The sequence below is a fragment of the Actinoplanes sp. HUAS TT8 genome (assembly GCF_051380535.1).
GTDB lineage: Bacteria > Actinomycetota > Actinomycetes > Mycobacteriales > Micromonosporaceae > Actinoplanes.
In genome coordinates, this window is sequence record NZ_CP195646.1 from 6,619,654 (window position 1) to 6,635,660 (window position 16,007).

At 71.1% G+C, this 16,007-nt stretch carries 15 protein-coding genes; 8 read left to right on the plus strand and 7 right to left on the minus strand.

The genetic code is table 11. The features are described 5' to 3' along the window. The first annotated feature begins 188 nt into the window (after positions 1–188). Complete coding sequence (locus ACSHV8_RS29505; protein ID WP_436520865.1) at positions 189–695, plus strand: hypothetical protein; 507 nt, start codon at positions 189–191, stop codon at positions 693–695. A 283-nt stretch (positions 696–978) separates the two neighbouring features. Here ACSHV8_RS29505 and ACSHV8_RS29510 read toward each other — a convergent pair whose 3' ends face one another. Together ACSHV8_RS29510 and ACSHV8_RS29515 are read right to left on the minus strand one after the other, a co-directional pair. Further along, positions 979–1,422, minus strand: a complete 444-nt coding sequence (locus tag ACSHV8_RS29510) for a hypothetical protein (protein WP_436520867.1) — start codon at positions 1,420–1,422, stop codon at positions 979–981. Between the two features lie 216 nt (positions 1,423–1,638). Further along, entirely contained in the window at positions 1,639–2,205 is a 567-nt protein-coding gene (locus ACSHV8_RS29515; RefSeq protein WP_436520869.1) for a hypothetical protein, read from the minus strand. A gap of 350 nt (positions 2,206–2,555) precedes the next feature. Between ACSHV8_RS29515 and ACSHV8_RS29520 the strand changes: the two genes are divergently transcribed. From ACSHV8_RS29520 to sigJ, 4 genes are all read left to right on the plus strand, one after another. Then, complete coding sequence (locus ACSHV8_RS29520; RefSeq protein ID WP_436520871.1) at positions 2,556–3,680, plus strand: glutamate-cysteine ligase family protein; 1,125 nt, start codon at positions 2,556–2,558, stop codon at positions 3,678–3,680. A gap of 493 nt (positions 3,681–4,173) precedes the next feature. Beyond that, positions 4,174–5,175, plus strand: a complete 1,002-nt coding sequence (locus ACSHV8_RS29525; protein ID WP_436520873.1) for a DUF4190 domain-containing protein — start codon at positions 4,174–4,176, stop codon at positions 5,173–5,175. Between the two features lie 136 nt (positions 5,176–5,311). Continuing rightward, positions 5,312–6,457 carry an NAD(P)/FAD-dependent oxidoreductase gene (locus ACSHV8_RS29530; protein WP_436520875.1) on the plus strand — a complete coding sequence of 382 codons (1,146 nt, stop codon included), beginning with the start codon at positions 5,312–5,314 and terminating at the stop codon, positions 6,455–6,457. Continuing rightward, on the plus strand, positions 6,454–7,311 hold the full coding sequence (gene sigJ, locus ACSHV8_RS29535) for an RNA polymerase sigma factor SigJ (RefSeq protein ID WP_436520877.1): 858 nt from the start codon (positions 6,454–6,456) through the stop codon (positions 7,309–7,311). The genes ACSHV8_RS29530 and sigJ overlap by 4 nt, the downstream gene beginning before the upstream one ends. Before the next feature lie 17 nt (positions 7,312–7,328). Here the strand turns inward: sigJ and ACSHV8_RS29540 are convergent, their stop codons facing one another. Together ACSHV8_RS29540 and ACSHV8_RS29545 are read right to left on the minus strand one after the other, a co-directional pair. Next, the gene (locus ACSHV8_RS29540; RefSeq protein ID WP_436520879.1) at positions 7,329–7,955 is read right to left on the minus strand and encodes a PilZ domain-containing protein; all 627 of its coding nucleotides are present in this window, start codon (positions 7,953–7,955) and stop codon (positions 7,329–7,331) included. Between the two features lie 986 nt (positions 7,956–8,941). Next, a complete protein-coding gene (locus tag ACSHV8_RS29545) occupies positions 8,942–9,823 on the minus strand; it encodes a TIGR03560 family F420-dependent LLM class oxidoreductase (protein WP_436520881.1) in 882 nt (293 codons plus the stop codon). 67 nt (positions 9,824–9,890) lie between these two features. Between ACSHV8_RS29545 and ACSHV8_RS29550 the strand changes: the two genes are divergently transcribed. Continuing rightward, positions 9,891–10,421 carry a GNAT family N-acetyltransferase gene (locus ACSHV8_RS29550; RefSeq protein ID WP_436520883.1) on the plus strand — a complete coding sequence of 177 codons (531 nt, stop codon included), beginning with the start codon at positions 9,891–9,893 and terminating at the stop codon, positions 10,419–10,421. Here the strand turns inward: ACSHV8_RS29550 and ACSHV8_RS29555 are convergent. Further along, positions 10,379–11,347 carry a hypothetical protein gene (locus ACSHV8_RS29555; RefSeq protein ID WP_436520885.1) on the minus strand — a complete coding sequence of 323 codons (969 nt, stop codon included), beginning with the start codon at positions 11,345–11,347 and terminating at the stop codon, positions 10,379–10,381. The genes ACSHV8_RS29550 and ACSHV8_RS29555 overlap by 43 nt on opposite strands. A 206-nt stretch (positions 11,348–11,553) precedes the next feature. Between ACSHV8_RS29555 and ACSHV8_RS29560 the strand changes: the two genes are divergently transcribed. Continuing rightward, positions 11,554–11,913 carry an ArsR/SmtB family transcription factor gene (locus tag ACSHV8_RS29560; RefSeq protein ID WP_436520886.1) on the plus strand — a complete coding sequence of 120 codons (360 nt, stop codon included), beginning with the start codon at positions 11,554–11,556 and terminating at the stop codon, positions 11,911–11,913. Next, positions 11,910–12,383 carry an SRPBCC family protein gene (locus ACSHV8_RS29565; RefSeq protein WP_436520888.1) on the plus strand — a complete coding sequence of 158 codons (474 nt, stop codon included), beginning with the start codon at positions 11,910–11,912 and terminating at the stop codon, positions 12,381–12,383. The genes ACSHV8_RS29560 and ACSHV8_RS29565 overlap by 4 nt, the downstream gene beginning before the upstream one ends. Before the next feature lie 112 nt (positions 12,384–12,495). Here the strand turns inward: ACSHV8_RS29565 and ACSHV8_RS29570 are convergent, their stop codons facing one another. Beyond that, positions 12,496–13,740 carry a glycosyltransferase gene (locus ACSHV8_RS29570; RefSeq protein ID WP_436520890.1) on the minus strand — a complete coding sequence of 415 codons (1,245 nt, stop codon included), beginning with the start codon at positions 13,738–13,740 and terminating at the stop codon, positions 12,496–12,498. A 9-nt stretch (positions 13,741–13,749) separates the two neighbouring features. Beyond that, positions 13,750–15,993 (minus strand): GH92 family glycosyl hydrolase, encoded by a 2,244-nt coding sequence (locus tag ACSHV8_RS29575; RefSeq protein ID WP_436536946.1) that lies wholly within the window; start codon positions 15,991–15,993, stop codon positions 13,750–13,752. Positions 15,994–16,007: the final 14 nt, after the last annotated feature.

Genomic DNA, 16,007 nt, shown 5'->3' on the forward strand with positions numbered 1-16,007 from the left:
AGCCCGGTCTTTCCCTGACGCCTTTCCCAGACGCCTCTTTCCCTGACGCCTCTCTCGCTGACGCCTCTCTCGCTGACGCTTCTTCCCTGCCGCCTCTTTCGCTGACGCCCCGCCCCCGGCCGCCAGGAGCCGGGTCGGTGGCGGCCCTGGCTGGAGGCTCTCAGGAATGTCGGCTACCGTCCGTGGCCGTGATGCGTTCCCGGATCGTTCCTGTCGCCCTGCTCTGCGCCTGCCTGGCGGGCCTCGCCGCCTGCAGTGATAAGGACACCGCGAGTGCCGCGCCGGTAGCCGGGGCCACGAGCGCGGCTCCGTCCGCCTCGGTTGTCGCCGCGGCGCCGTCCGCCTCGGTCGCGGCCGGCGGGAAGGTCACCGGGGACAAGGAACTGTGCGACACGGTGAGCAAGGCCGGCAGCGCCATGAAGGAAGGCATCATGACGGCGCAGAAGCAGGACGGGCACGTGGAGGTCACCGACGCCCGGCACTCGTTCGTCACCTTCCACAACACGATCAACGAGGCGCTCGCCTTCACCGAGGCCACTGATGTGACCGTGGCCGCGCGGGCGATCGCCGACGAGGTCGGCAAGGCCGCGACCGCCGCCGACCCGATCAGCGCCGCCGCGGGCGCCGGCTTCGACCAGCTCAGCAGCAAGCTCACCACCGCCTGCAAGGCCGCCGGCGTCACCGTCAACTTCTGACGCACGGCCGACCAACCCGCACGGCCAGCCTCCCGCACAGCCGACAATCCGCACGGCCAGCCACCCGCACGGCTGGTCAGCACACAGCCAGCCAGCCAACCGGCACAGCGCCCGGGCAAGCTAGGTCATGCACTCGGGCCTGGTCAGTGCGTCCGCGTCGCAGGTCGACGCAGACGGGCGGAGCGAGGCGGTCCGACGGGTGGGCGGAACGGGCAGAGCGGCGAAGCGGGCAGGCAAGCAAGCGGGCGGATTGTCAGGCGGACGAGCGGGCGGGCGGAGCGGGTCAGTCCATCCAATACTTTGCCGGGGCTATGCCGACGCCTTCGACGATTTCTCGGGGGTCGTCCGGAGTGGCGAGGGGGTCGAGGTCGGCGGCGCTGCGGGAACCGGTCGAGAAGATGGTGAAGCCGGCTCGGAACGTGTATCCCAGGGCGGCGCGCTCGGGGTGGTGGCCGAGAGCGGTCAGCTCGGCGACCACGTCGTCCATGAACCGGAACGTCAACTGGACGCCGTCGAGGGTGGCCTGCTCGCCGCCGTCACCCGAGGCGCCCAGCTCGACCAGCTCGACGACATCCTCGTCGTAGTCGACCACCAGGCGGGGCTCGGTGTCGTAAACCGAGCGGGCCGCGATGCCGGGATGCGCCGGTGGGCCCAGCCGGGCCTCGACCGCATCTCTCGTCTCGCCGACACGCACCAGTAGGACGCCTTCGCCGGGCAGAATCTCCATGCCCGAAAGCCTGCCACTCCCCTATGACATTTTCGACTCGCCGGACCTCGGCACCCGGACAGAGTTTTCCTGTGACGGCCGCGACAACCCCGGCCGGGGCGCGGGGCCGGCGGCTGCTGCGGGGCCGGCGATAAGGGTGCCCCGGCGCGTGGCGGACAGTGGGCGGGGCGGGGCGGGGCGGGAAGCGGGGGGCGCGGCGGGAGACGCAACGGGGGGTCAGTGCAGGAGCATGGCCGGGCGGGGGCGCAGGGGACGGGGGTGGGTGTCGCGGCGCAGCGGGGCCAGGGCGGCGAGGATGGTCAGGGCCGCGAACGGGAGCAGGTCCAGGTCGACGGTGATGGCGACGATGCCGGCGCCGAAGAGCAGTGGGGTCCAGACCGGTAGGCGGCGGGCGGCGACCAGCAGCCCGAACAGGGTCAGCAGGCCGAGCGGGAAGAGCATCGGGCCGGCGGTCTCCAGCGGGGCGGGGATCGGCGCGGCGTCCTTGAGGGTGGCGGAGAGGTCGCCGGTGATCACCCAGAGGAAGCAGAGGACGCCGGCCAGGGTGAGGGCGGTGGCGCCGGTGGCGAGGTGGTTGCGCTGCGGGAGCAGGCCGCGGACCCCGGCCGCGAGTACGCCGAACAGGGCCATCGCGGCGAAGAAGGCAGCGTGACCGGCGTTCCAGAGCACGCCCGGGCCGCGGTGACCGTCGAGGCCGTCGGCGAAGCGGAGGACTCCGTAGAGCAGCAGCAGGATCGGCGCGGCGAGGGCGACACGACGGATGATGACCGGGTTCGATGCCATGCGCTGACGCTATGGCCGGTGGCGTGCCCGGGAGCACCGGCGCTTTCCCGGATACCGCCCTGATCCGTTTCTCAGGGGTTCCCCGATGTCGTCCCGTATTCCTATCGCTCAGATAGGAATGCTATGCTCTCGACCACGGGGCCGGTGGCCGGAGCAGCGGAGACGCCGAGAGGCGCTCCGACCGTGTCCGGCACCGCCCCGGCAATCGTCGCCCCACCAGGAGACACCGCACGCAGCACGAAGCAGAAGCAAGAAGCTCGAAACCGGAAAACCGAATAACCGTCCAGTGACCGGCCCGCCGGCCGATCCCCTGAACGACCGCTACTTCTCGAACGCACCGGAGGCGACGCGTGACAACCCTGACCGAGCAGGCCGCCGAGGAGTTCTTCGCGGCGCGGGCGTTCGCTCCCGGTTTGCCGGGCTTCGTCGGGGTCGCGGTCGACCTGCTGCTGGATCCGGCCAGTGCGCCGACCGGTCGCCGCCCGCTGCGGCACGGCTTCCTGGACGCGCGATCGCCGCAGGTCGTCGTGGTCAGCACTCCCCCGTCGCCCGGTCTCGAGGTGGCGCTGCGCCGGATGTCCGACGATCTCGCCGCCGCGACCCGGGTGATGGACCAGCACGGCCTCACCGTGCTTCCGTTCGCCACCGAGATCGATCCGGAGAATCCCACGCGGACGTACGGGACGGGCACGGCCGGAATCCGGATCGGCTTGGAGGCGGGGCCGGACGACGGCGGGCCGCTCGGGCTCGAACGTCGCTGGGTTCTCGCTCACACGCTCGCCCCGGTGCTGGCCGCGGCGTTCGCCAACGCGCCGCTGCGCCAGGGCCGGCCGACCGGCTGGCGCAGCGTCCGTCAGGCCCTTCGTCGCGAACTGCCGGTTCTGCCCGGTCACGTGGGTGATGCACAGAACCTTCCGGCCCAGCGGATTCCGGACACACTCGCGGAGGGCCTGGGGTCCAGGTTGGCGGTCGATCCGCGCACGTCGTGGGCCGCGCACGCCATGGACTCCCCCACGGTCACCGGTCGCAGCCTGCGCGAGCGCTTCCGGGCCGGCGCGCGCCTGACCGAGAGTGATCTGGAGCGTCACCTGGCCGGCCTGCGCCCGCCGGTGGCCGCCCGCGGTCACCTGGAGATCGACGTGGCCGACTGTCAGCCCGGCCACGGCTGGCGCGTGCCGGTCGCCGTGGTCACCGCCCTGCTGGACGATCCGCGCGCGGCCGAGGAGGCCTACGCCGCGACCGCCCACCTGGCCGGGGAACCGCGCCTGTGGGAGCGCGCGGCCCGGGACGCGCTCACCGACCCGGTTCTGGCCGACGCCGCCCGGGCCTGTTTCCTGGCCGCGTACGGTGCGCTGGCCCGGCAGGGCGCGAGCCGGTCGCTGCGGGACGCGGTGGCCGACTTCACCGAGACCTACGTCAATCGCAACCGCTGCCCGGCCGACGACCTGCTCGACCACACCACCCGTCGCGTCTGACCCACCGGCTGGTCGTGAGGGGTGTCTCAGGGCGCCGGAGGCGACCGTGACACTCGGCGGGGCGGGATGAGGCTGCGGCCTCGCGCGGGGTCAGGCCCAAAACCGGGAGTTGGGTGGGTTTGTTGCTCCGGCGGCAACCGCCCGCGGAGGAGACAAGCGGTCGACGGGTTTTGTGGTTTGACCGCGACCAACCGACCACGTCGCCCTTTCGGGCCTCGCGTTCTGGCCGCGCCAGCGGCCTGCGAGGGTCGGAAGGGTCCCCGCGGGAGCGACGATCCGGACCACGGCGGACCGAGGCAATGAAGAATGTGATCTTCGGGTGACGGGTGGGTTCGGGGACGACCTCGCGTTCCCGTTCCGGGCCATCGAGCGGCCGCAGCGGCCGCGCTGATCCGGGCAGGTGGGGACGGGTCCCGGCCCGGCGTGGACGTCGATACGGAATCGTCACGATCGGGCACCCGGAAAAGATCCTTTCCTGGGTTACCGTCCCGGCGTGAACGAGGAAATTCCCGGGCCGCCGAACCCGGCGCCCGGTCCCGCCCCCCAGCCGGCCGATCCGCTGGCCGCGGCTCCGGTCACCGGGGATCCGCTGGCCGCTGCTCCGATGTATCCGCCGACGGCTGCTTTTCCTGGTTATGAGCAGCCCGCGACCTATCCGCCGCCCGCCGGTTTTCCACCGCCGGCCGGGTTTCCGCCGCCGGCCGGGTTTCCGCCGCCCGGTTTCCCGCCGCCGGCCTATCAGCAGGTGCCCGGGGCCTACCCGCCGCCGGGGGCCTATCCGCCGCCCGGCTACCCCGGCCAGCCGATGTTCGCGCCGGAACCCAAGTTCAACGGCTTCGCCATCGCGTCGCTGGTCACCGGCGCCTTCGGCATCCCGCTCGGCATCATCTTCGGCATCGTCGCCCTGGTTCAGATCCCGAAGCGCGGCCAGCGCGGCAAGGGCATGGCCATCGCCGGCATCGTCCTGTCGGTGCTCTCGGCGGCAATCCTCACGCTGGTCATCATCGTCGCCACGCTCCTCTCGGAGAAGGGTGACTTCACCACCAGCAGCAGCCGGCCGGCGCTGGAGTCGACCACCGAGCCGACGCTGGAGCCGACCGCCCGGCCGACGCCGTCGAAGACCGTGGCCGGGGACCTGGGCACGGTGGCCACCGAGGACCTGAAGGCCGGGGACTGCATCTCGTACATCGACGAGAGCGGCAGTGCCAGCGAATTCCCGACCATCCAGTGCGCCAAGCCGCACGCCGGCGAGGTGTACTACCTCTGGACCTTTCCGAAGGGCTCCTACCCCGGGAAGACCAAGGTGGAGGCGCAGGCCGAGAAGGTCTGCGGCAAAGCGCTGGACAAGTTCGCGGTCGGTAAGTTCTCCGACGCCGACTACTGGTACATCTACCCGTCCGTGGACACCTGGGCCGACGGCGACCGCCTGGTCACCTGCATCGCCGTGCCCGCGGACACCGGCGACACCTGGACCGGATCGATGGTCAAGAAGTAGGACGCCGCGGCCGGCCGTCCTCCACCGCGGTGGAAGGCGGCCGGCCGAAACCCGAAAAGTGACCTGAGCCACACCACTTCACGGTGGCGGAGGGCTGTTCCGTCTCGCGGTAAACACCTCGGGAAGGGACCGGACGATGCACAGGATCGTGGTAATCGGCGCGGGATACGCGGGCATGCTGACCGCGGTCAGCCTGATCGGGCGGACCCGGCGGCGCGACGACGTGTCGGTGACCGTCGTGAACGCTACGGAGCGTTTCACCGAGCGGCTGCGGCTGCACCAGACAGCGACCGGGCAGAAGCTTCCGGAGCTGCCCATCGCACGGTTCGTGGACGACCTCGACGTCGGCTGGGTGACCGGGATCGATCTCGCGGCCCGGACCGTGCGGATCGACGACGAGCGGGAGATCGGGTACGACACACTGGTCTACGCGCTCGGCGGCTCGGCCGACACGTCGCTGGTGCCGGGGGCCGCCGATCACGCGTACACCCTGGACTCGGCGCATGACGCGGAGCTGTTCGCGCGCCGCCTGGGCGAGATGAGCGAGGGCCGCGTGCTGGTGTGCGGCGGCGGGCTCACCGGGCTGGAGGCCGCGACCGAGATCGCCGAGCGGTTTCCGCAGCTCACGGTGACCCTGCTGGGCCGGGCGGAGCCCGGCCAGGACCTCGGGCCCAAGGCCCGCGACTACTTGCGGTCCGCTCTTCGCCGACTCCGCGTCTCGGTCCAGGTCGCTGAGATTGCGACGGTACGGGCGGACGGGGCCGAACTGGCCGACGGCGGCTTCGCGCCGGCCGACGTGATCCTGTGGACCAGCGGCGTGCGCGTGTCGCCCCTGGCGGCCAAGGCCGGACTGACCGTTGACGATCAGGGCCGGATCGTCACCGACGCCACGCTGCGCTCGGTCTCGCACCCCGAGGTGTACGCGGTCGGTGACGCCGCCGCCATCACCCAGCGCTACGGGGTGATGCACGGGACCTGCCAGAGCGGGATGCCCACCGGCGCCCACGCGGCCGCGCAGATCGTGCGCGAACTCGACGGCAAGGCGCCCCGGCCGTTCCGGTTCGGATACATCCACGAGCCGGTCAGCCTCGGGCGGCGCGACGCGGTGATCCAGTTCGTGCACCCGGACGAGACGCCGAAACGCTTCTACCTGTCCGGGCGCGCGGCCGTCTGGTACAAGGAGACGGTGAGCTCGGCGCCCTGGAACACGTACGGACGGGTCCTGCGCACGCCCCTGATCGGCATCCTCGGCTGGCGGCGCGGCGGTCAGTACACCCGATGAGCGTCTTCGACGACCACCGGAACCTGCTGTTCTCGGTCGCCTACCGGATCCTCGGCAGCGCCGCCGACGCCGAGGACGCGGTGCAGGACGCGTGGCTGAAATGGTCGGCGGCCGACCGGACACTCGTCGCCGACCCCAAGGCGTACCTGGTGCGGATCGTGACGAACGTGGCGATGGACCGGCTGCGGACCGCCAAACGCGAGACCTACATCGGCCCGTGGCTGCCCGAACCGGTCCTGACCAGCGGTGACGCGCCCGACGTGGCGCCGGCACTGCTGCTCGTGCTGGAGAACCTGACACCGTTGGAACGCGCGGTGTTCGTGCTCAAGGAGGCGTTCGCGTTCAGCTACGAGGAGATCGCCGAAGCGGTCGAACGGTCCCCGGACAGCGTGCGGCAGGCGGCCCACCGGGCGCGGGAACACGTACGGGCGGAACGGCCCCGCTTCCGGGCCGACCGTGACCGGCAGCGGGTGGTCACCGAACGCTTCTTCGCCGCGGCCGCCGGCGGGGACATCAACACGCTGATGGAACTGCTCGCACCCGACGTGACGCTGTGGACCGACGGCGGCGGCAAGGTGCGCCAGGCGATGAAACCCGTCCACGGGGCCGAACGGGTGGCGGCGTGGCTGGCCGGGGTCGGGTCGCGGCCCTACCAGGGAGTGCGGCCGGACGAGATGACGGCCGCCCTCGTCGACCTCAACGGCGAACCCGGGCTGGTGATCAGCGGGGCCGGCCGGGTCATCGGCACACTGACCCTGGACCTGGACGCCGGCGGACGGGTCACGGCCATCCTCAACACTGCCAACCCCGACAAACTGGCCGCCGTCCAGGGCGGTGTCGTGCGGGACCTGTGACCGGTCCCGCACCCCCGTCAGTGCTTCTGGCGGGCCTTGCGGCGCTCACTGATCTCCCAGGCGATCACGTACTGGCGGATCATCTGGGCCAGCGGGTCGACCGTCTTGAAGATCAGGACGACGTGGTGACCGGGCTCGTCGGCGGCCGGGCGGACCGCGTACACCTTGCCCTTCAGCTCGGCCTCACCGTTACCGAGCCAGACCAGGGCGCGCATGTGGTCACCCTCGGAGAACATCTTCGCGTCCTGCACCCAGAAACGCAGGCCGCCCTCGCTGATGTCGAGCATCCGGCCCTGCAGGTACTGCGGGCCCCAATCGCCGAAAAGACGGATCGGGGCGCCGGCGCCGCCGCGGGCGTACTCGCGGCGGTTGCTGATCACCGGCTCGGCCGTCGGGAACAACGTCCAACGGAACGGGGCGGAGTCGGTGACATCCTTCAGCAGCACCGGCATCACGATGCGGGTACGCGGGGGAACCCAGAACGCCTCGAACTCGTAGCCGGGAAGGAACCCCGTCGGGCCGGAAGTCTCCAGCGGGGCGGCGACGCTGAACGTGTCCCCGTCCACGGACTCCAGCCGGGATCGGAAGTTCACGCCGTCCCCGAGCGCCAGGAACATCGGGGAACCGATCTCGGGCAGCTCCATCACACGTCGGCCTTTCACGTCGCCTGGGCCCGCACCGCGCGGGTCGCCATGCAATGTCGGCTTTCCCCGCGGCGACGTGAGAGGTCGAAAAGTTGCGATCCGGGTCCCCACCCAACCCCAACCCTCCCCCACCCAGCCCACGCGTCGCCACGCCCGGCCCACCACCGCCGAGCCCCCGACCCGCCACCACCCAGCCCGCGCGGCCCGACGCCCGGATCGCCGCCGCCCCAGCCCGCCGCACACGGCGCCCGACCTGCCACTGCCCGGCTCGCGCGTCGACCGCGCGCGGGCGCGGGCGTGCGGGCGCGGGCGTGCGGGCGCGGGCGTGCGGGCGGCGCGCGGGCGCGGGCGTGCGGGCGCGGGCGTGCGGGCGCGGGCGTGCGGGCGGCGCGCGGGCGCGGGCGTGCGGGCGGCGCGCGGGCGCGGGCGTGCGGGCGGCGCGGGCGTGCGGGCGGGCGCGGGTGGGCGGCGCGGGCGTGCGGCTGGTGCTGAGGGCTGCTTCGCCCGGCCGGATACGACCCTCACGACCAGCCGAGCCGAGCGAGCTGGCGCTCACGGCTCCAAAACCCACCTTGAGCAGCCATGAGCACCAGCTCGGGCAAGCCGGCTGGCGCTCACGGCTGTCTCCACCCGCCCGAGACAACCCTCAGTGCCAGCTGAGACCGCGGGGTGCGGCAGGCGAAGGGGCGGGCAGCCAGCTGGCGGTCAAGGGTGGGGTGGGGCGGTTGAGACGCGTCGGAGGGGTGGCTGGGGCGCGGAGGGGTGGCTGGGGGGTGAGGAGGGGTGGCTGGGGGGTGAGGAGGGGTGGCTGGGGGGTGAGGAGGGGTGGGGGGTTTGAGCGGGAGCAACGGCGGACGTCGCCCTTGGGGGCTGAGTGGTTTGGACGCGCAGCGGCCAGCTCAGCCCCCGAGGGTCCCCGCGGGAGCGACGATCTGGACCACGGCGGACGTAGGCAATGATGAATTTGATCTTGGGGGTTGGGGGGGTCAGCCTCGGACCAGGGTGAGCACCGTGTCCATGTTCTTGAGTTTTTCGGGGCCGGTGCCGAGGAGGCCGTCCGGGATGATCAGCTCGTCGAGGCCGGCGGCGCGGTACTCGGCGATGGCGTCGGCCAGTTTGGACGGGCTGCCGCCGATGATCGGCATCGGGAGGCCTTCGGGGAGGGGGCCGTCGACGACCGTGAGGGCCTGGGCGGTGCGCTGGATCGATCGGGGGTCGCGGCCGCGTTCGGCGCAGAAGCGGTCGAGGACGGCGGATTTGTGGGCGATGAGTGCGGGGAGGCCCCAGGTGTTCCACTGGTCGGCGTATGCGGCGACGACGTCGAGCATGCGCTTCTCGCCCTTGGCGCCGATCATGATCGGTAGTGGGTTCTGGAGCGGCTTGGGTTCGCTGACGGCGTCGGTGAGCTGGTAATACTCGCCGGTGAAGGTGGTCTTCGGGGTGCGCAGGAGGCCGTGCAGGACCTGGAGGGCCTCGACGAAACGGTCCAGCAGTTGCCGGGTGGCGGGGAGCTCGATGCCGTACTGCTCGTGCTCGTTGACCTGCCAGCCGGCGCCGACGCCGAGGGTGAAGCGTCCGCCGCTGATGTGGTCGACGGTGGCGGCCATGTTGGCGACGACGGCCGGGTGGCGGTACGTGTTTCCGTAGACCAGGGTGCCGATGCGGACGCGCGGGATCGCGGCGGCCAGGGCGGCGACCAGCGAACCGGCCTCCAGGGTGGGGCCGAGCGGGTCGCGGCCGGGGCCGGCGTTGGGCATGAAGTGGTCGGCGATCCAGAGGCCGTCCCAGCCGGTCTCTTCCGCGTGACGTGCGGCTTCGAAGATGTCGGACCAGGCTTGACCTGCACCCGGCCAGAAGGAGATGCGCATACGGGTACCCTATCGCTGCCCTATTCCGGCGATATGCGGCGATTGATGGGGGACGTATCGTGGCCGGGTGATCTCTCTGCTCACCGCGGCCCACTTCGGCGCCGCCACCGACCTGGTCAATCACGTCTACCGGGAGTCCGAGAAGGGGCTCTGGCGGGACGGGGCGTCCCGCACCTCGCTGGCCGAGGTGACCGAGCTGGCTTCGGCCGGGGAGCTCGCGGCGGACGTGCGGGACGGGCGGCTGGCCGGGGTGGTGCGGGTGCGGCGGATGCCGGGTGGGGTCGGGGAGTTCGGGATGCTCGCCGCCGACCCCGGGCGGCGTGGGGAAGGGATCGGGGGCGGGCTGATCCGGTGGGCGGAGGAGTACTGCCGGTCCCGGGGGGATCGGACGATGCGGCTGGAGTTGCTGGTGCCCCGGGGGTTCGAGCTGGAGTCCAAGGAGTTCCTGCACACCTGGTACTCGCGGCTCGGGTATCGGGTCGAGCGGGTGGGGCGGCTGGAGGAGGACTATCCGCAGCTGGCGCCGATGTTGGCGGTGGAGGCCGACTATCGGATCTACACCCGGCCGCTGACGCCCGCCGTGGCGGTCCGGCGGTAGGCGTACCGGATCAGGGCCAGGGCGCCGATCGTGAAGACGGCGTTGCCGATCAGGTCGACCGCGGCGGCGGCCTCACCGGTCGGGCTCTCGACGAACGAGTGCCAGGCGTAGGTGAGCAGCGCCCCGGCCGCCACCGCCAGGTAGTGCCGGCTCCCCCAGCCCGGCTTGGCCGACCAGATCGCGATCAGGGTCAGGTAGACCGCGATGTTCAGTACGAAGATCACGACGCCGGGCCAGGCCGGGACGTCCACGATGGTGATGCCCATGTAGACGGCGCCGGCGAGCAGGGTGGTGAGCAGGACGATCAGGGCGTTCGGGGCGGTGCCGGGACGCGGCCGGAACGTGATCCGCAGGGCCAGGCCGGCGGCGATCAGCAGCGCCACGACGAGGCCGGTGACGGTGAACTGGGCGGCCGTGGCGGTGTAGGGCCACAACGACATGTTGATCGCGGTGCTGATGACGATGCCGATCAGGAACAGCACGCCGGTGACGATCAGTCCGGTGCGGCCCAGCCACGGGGTGGTGCGGCGGTCCCGGGAGATCACTTCCATGATCAGAATCGGCGCGGCGACGCTCCAGAACGTGTGCAGGCCGACGACGAACAGGGTCCACGGTGCGGCTGTGCCGAGCGCCGGGATGAAGCCGTCGACGAGAAGGTGCTGGCCGGCATAGTTCGGGTTGAACAGCGACTGGGTCGTCAAACCCTCCTCGATCACGCCGTAGGCGACGGCCAGGATGACCATGTTCGGCCAGCCCAGGCCGCGGCGGCGGACGAGCTCGCGGATCAGGAGGGCGCCGCCGCCGTAGAACGGGGCGAGCGCGACCACCGCGGGCAGGAACGTGATCGGCAGGTTGCCGAGCAGGAACTCGGCGACGAGCGGGGCCAGGAAGAAAAGTCCGACGGCGGGTGCGAGGCGACGAAGCATGTACTCAGTGGACCGCCGCCGGGCCTCGCACCCCCGGGCCGAAAATCAGGACTTGTCGATGACAGATGTCAGGCGGGCACGACGGTGCGGCCACTCCGACGCGACGCAGGAAACGATCCTCTACCTGGCCTTTCAACTCTACGGTTGACAGCGGGGTGGCCGGGGGCTAGGTTGTCTTTAAACCGATGAGTTGAAACGAGGGCGCGATGCCGGCCGATGAGTTGTCGCGGGTGTTCGCGGCTCTGGCCGACCCGACCCGCCGGGACATGGTGTCGCGGCTGGCCGACGGCGACGCGACGGTCAATCAGCTCGCCGAGCCTTATCGGATGTCGCTGCAGGCCGTCTACAAGCACCTCAAGGTGCTGGAGGAGGCCGGGCTGGTGAGCCGCCCGCCGGGGCCGCAGCCGCGCTCGGTGCGGCTCGAACGTGACGTGTTCGACGAGGTCGGTGGGTGGATCGAGCAGTACCGGCGCCGGGCCGAGGCGCGCTACCAGCGCCTGGACGCGGTGCTGCGGACCATGCGGGAAGACGACGGAACAGACCGACCTGAGGGGCTGGAGACATGACCGAGGCGCAGATCGAAGCGGACAAGGACCTGCCGATCATCCGGATCACCCGGGACTTCACGGGTACGCCGGAGCAGCTGTTCCGGGCGCACACCGACCCGGAGCTGTTCGCGCAGTGGTGCGGGCCGGACTCGACGACCGTCCGGATCGATCACTGGGACGCGAGGAACGGCGGGGCGTGGCGGTACACCGCGGTGCGGGGCGAGGAGGAGTTCGGGTTCCGGGGCTGCTTCCACGAGGTGAGCCCGGAGCGGATCGTGCAGACGTTCACGTTCGAGGGCGCGCCCGAGGGGGTCTCCCTGGAGACGCTGACGTTCGAGGACCTGGGCGACGGCCGGACCCGGCTGCACGCGCAGTCGCTCGTGGACAGCTTCGAGGGCCGGGACGCCTGGCTGCGGAGCGGCATGGAGACGGGCGTGAACGAGGGTTACGCGAAGCTGGACGGGCTGCTGACCAAGGGCGCGGTCTGACGACGTACCGAAGCGGGCAGGAAACCCGGAGCACGGCGGACCGGAAGAGAGGGGCGGCCTCGAGTGGAGGCCGCCCCTCTCTTCCGTCAGAAAAAGCTGTCAGAAAAAGCCGTCAGAACAGGTCGTCGAAGACGGCGACGCGGTCGAAGGACATGGCGTGCTCGCGAGCCCGCGTCTCCATGGCCCGTTTCTCCGCCTCGGGCATGTCGAGGACGACCCGGTCGAGCGCCTCGGCCAGGGCGTTGATGTCGCCGGCCTCGATGATGACGGCCGTGTCGCCGACCGCCTCGCCGGTGCCGCCGGTCAGGGTGGTGACGATCGGGCCGCCGCCGGCCAGCATCTTCTCGGCCAGCGCGATGCCGAACGTCTCGACGAAGTCCGGCTCCGGCTTGGTGGGCAGCGCGTAGGCGGCGCACCCGGCCATCAGCAGCGGCTTCTCGTCGTCGTCGACGTCGTTGAGGAAGATGATCCGCTCATCCTCCTTGGCCATCGCGCGGACGTGTTCCAGCGCGGGGCCGTTGCCGGCGATGACCAGCGGCACCTCGTCCCGGCACTGCATCTGGCCGTACGCGATGACCAGGTCGTAGATGCCCTTGGCCCGGGCCACCCGGGACAGGAACAGGATGTACTTGCCGCGTTCGAGGCCGCGCTTCTCCAGGGCGGCGTCGATCGTCTCCTCGTCCAGGTCGAGGAACGCGGAGGAGTCGATCGGCGGGTAGCTGACCGTGACCCGGTCGCGGCACTGCTGGGCGAAGGTCGTCCCGCAGTGGCGGTCGACCTCCTCGGCCGAGGCGATGATCTCGTCCTTGGTGTACTCCGAGACGGCGACCACCTCGTCGCTGGCCAGGAACGTGGTCAGCAGGACGGTCGCGGCGCCGACCCGGCCCTCGCGCAGGCAGGAGCGGATGACGTTGGTGACGTCCGAGCCGACCGCCTTGGCGATGGTGTGCACCTGCGGGTTGAACCCGGCGGCGCGGGCCGCGGTGACCGCATCGTTGATCACCTGGGTGTGCGGGACCAGGTACATCGACAGGCACACGGTCGGCACGCCGTCGCTGAGCAGCTCGACCAGGCGCCCGGTGAGCCCGGCCAGGTGCCGGCCGTCCGGCACCCGGTAGTCGCCGACTGCTTCGGGGCGCTCGACGGTGATGCCGTCGCTGTACGGCAGGAGCCGGTCGAGCGGCTTCAACGGCAGGCCGGCGGCCTGCAGCGTGGGGATCGGCCAGGTGAGCAGGCGTACGTCGTCGAAGCCCCGGGTCAGGGCGACTTCGGCGAGATTGCGTGCTTCACCCGAGTGTCCGCAGATCACCGGGTCGGCGCGGACCGCGATCACGAGTCTCCGAGTAGGACGGCTCATGGTCATTCCTTACGTTGTCGCAGGGGGTGTTGAGAGGGTGAAGGAGTGGGAGGGCGGGCGGATCCCGTGTCCCCACGTCGATGGTTCGGGGCCGAGCTTGATGTGCAGCCGGCCCCCGCGATGCACGTCGGTCGCGGAGAGGTGCGCCGCGTGCAGCGGCTTGCCGTTGAGGGTGGCGGACTGAACGTACTGGGCGGGCGGGTCACGGTCGAGACCGTCGACACCGATCGGCGTCTCCTTGTGCCCGCTCGTCTCGATGATGAACTCCTCGTCGCCGACGCGCAGCGCGGCCCGGGCAAATGCCGGAGCATTCACCAGGAAGAGGCTCTGCCCGGCGACCGGGAACAGGCCCAGCGACGCCCAGACGTACCAGGCACTCAGGCCGCCGGAGTCGTCGTTGCCCGGCAGCCCGCCCGGGCCGGTGCCGAACTGCCAGGTCAGTGCCGAGTGGACGATCTCGGCGGTCCGGTCGGGACGGCCGGCGTAGTGGTAGGCCCACGGGGCCTCCATGTCCGGCTCGTTGTTCAGGCCCTCGAAACGGTTGAGCGCGTACCCGAGCGCCATCTCGGCCGGCTGCGGGCTGATGCCGGGCTGCTTGACCGGCTCGGCGCCGTAGCCGAAGAAGCGGTCGAGCTTGTCGATGAAGCCCTTGTCCCCGCCGGACAGCTCGATCCGGGCGGCCATGTCGTGCAGCAGGCGGAACGAGTAGTTCCACTTGCCGCCCTCGTAGAACTCCGAGTCGCGCAGCAGGCCGGTGGACGGGTCGAACGCGTTCACCCACTGGTGGCTGCGGCGTTCCAGGTCGTCGGCGAGACGCCGGTCGTTGAGCGCGCGGGCCACCTTGGCGGTGGCGTGGTGGGCGTAGGCCAGGTCGAGCGTGTGGGTGATCGGGTGCACCAGGCCGTGCTCGAAGAAGTCCTCGCCGTACATCCGGCGCAGGTCGTCGACCATGTGCACGAGCGCCCAGCCCCAGTCGACGCCGGCCCGGCCGAGCGCGTGGGCGTCGGCGATCGCGGTGTGGGCCAGGGCCGAGGCCTGCCGGAAGAACCGGTCGGCGCCGCGGGCCATCCGGTACCCGATCGGGAAGTTGCCCTCCTCCTCGCAGACCCGGATGAGCGACTCCAGCAGGTCCATGGCCCGGTCCGGGGCGATCGCCTGCAGCAGCGGGATCTGCGTCTTGTAGATGTCCCACATGGTGCAGATGTCGAACGCGTACGGCCCCGAGTTCGGCCAGAACGGGCTCTCGTCGTCGGCGAAGCACGGCTTGATCAGCGAGTGGTAGAGCGCGGTGCCCATCACCGTACGGCGGGCCGGGGTGCCGCCCTCGACCTGGATCCGGTCGAGGTGGTCGCGCCAGCGATGCCGGGTGTCCGAGCGGACCTTCTCGAAGGCCGGCTCGGACTCGGTGCCGCACTCCTTGTGCAGGTTGCGTTTGGCCTGCTCGTGACCGCGCAGCGAGAAGCCCATCCGCACCTCGATGGTCTGCCCGGCCCGGGCCGAACCCATGAAGAGCAGCCCGAACGGGCGCAGCGTGGTGCTGCGGATGCTGTCGAAGTCGAGACGGGTGCCACCCGGGATCAGCCGCCGGTCGTACCAGAGCATCTGCCGCCACCCGGGGGTGTCGGCCTCCAGGTAGACCGAGAGCGGCACGCCCTCCATCACCACCGTGCCCTGCGCGCAGCCGTGGCCCATGCTCTCGACCTGGGCGCGCAGCGGAACCGTGCGGCCGAGGTCGATCGCCAGGCCACCGCAGGACAGGTCGATGACGACCCGGGCGCTGTGATGGTCCGGGAAGGTGTACCGGTGGACGGCGACCTTCTCCCCCACGGTGATCTCGCAGCGCACCCCGGTGTCGAGGTTGGCGGCGTAGTACCCGGGGTCGGCGCGTTCGTCGTGCAGCGCCCAGGACTGGCCGAGGTCGTCCAGCGGCTGGACCATGGGCGTGACCCGCACGTAGTTGTAGTACTTGCGGATCGCGCCGGTGCCGGATTGCTGGAAATGGGTGAAACCGGACGCCTCGGTGCGCTCGAACATCTCCTCGGGCACGCCCTCGGTGTTCTTCGCGTACCGGCCGTAACCGGTCGGGTAGGCGCCCGAATAGGCGCAGGCGGAGACCATGCCCAGAGGCGAGGTCGCGCCGGGGTGAGTGTTACCCACCTGCGGCTTGGGCCACCACCAAGTGGCGGCCAGACCGTGTGCGCGAGGCAGGTCGGTCGCCGCGGTGCCGATGAAGGGATCTACGTTGTCCAGGATTTCGGGACTCTAAC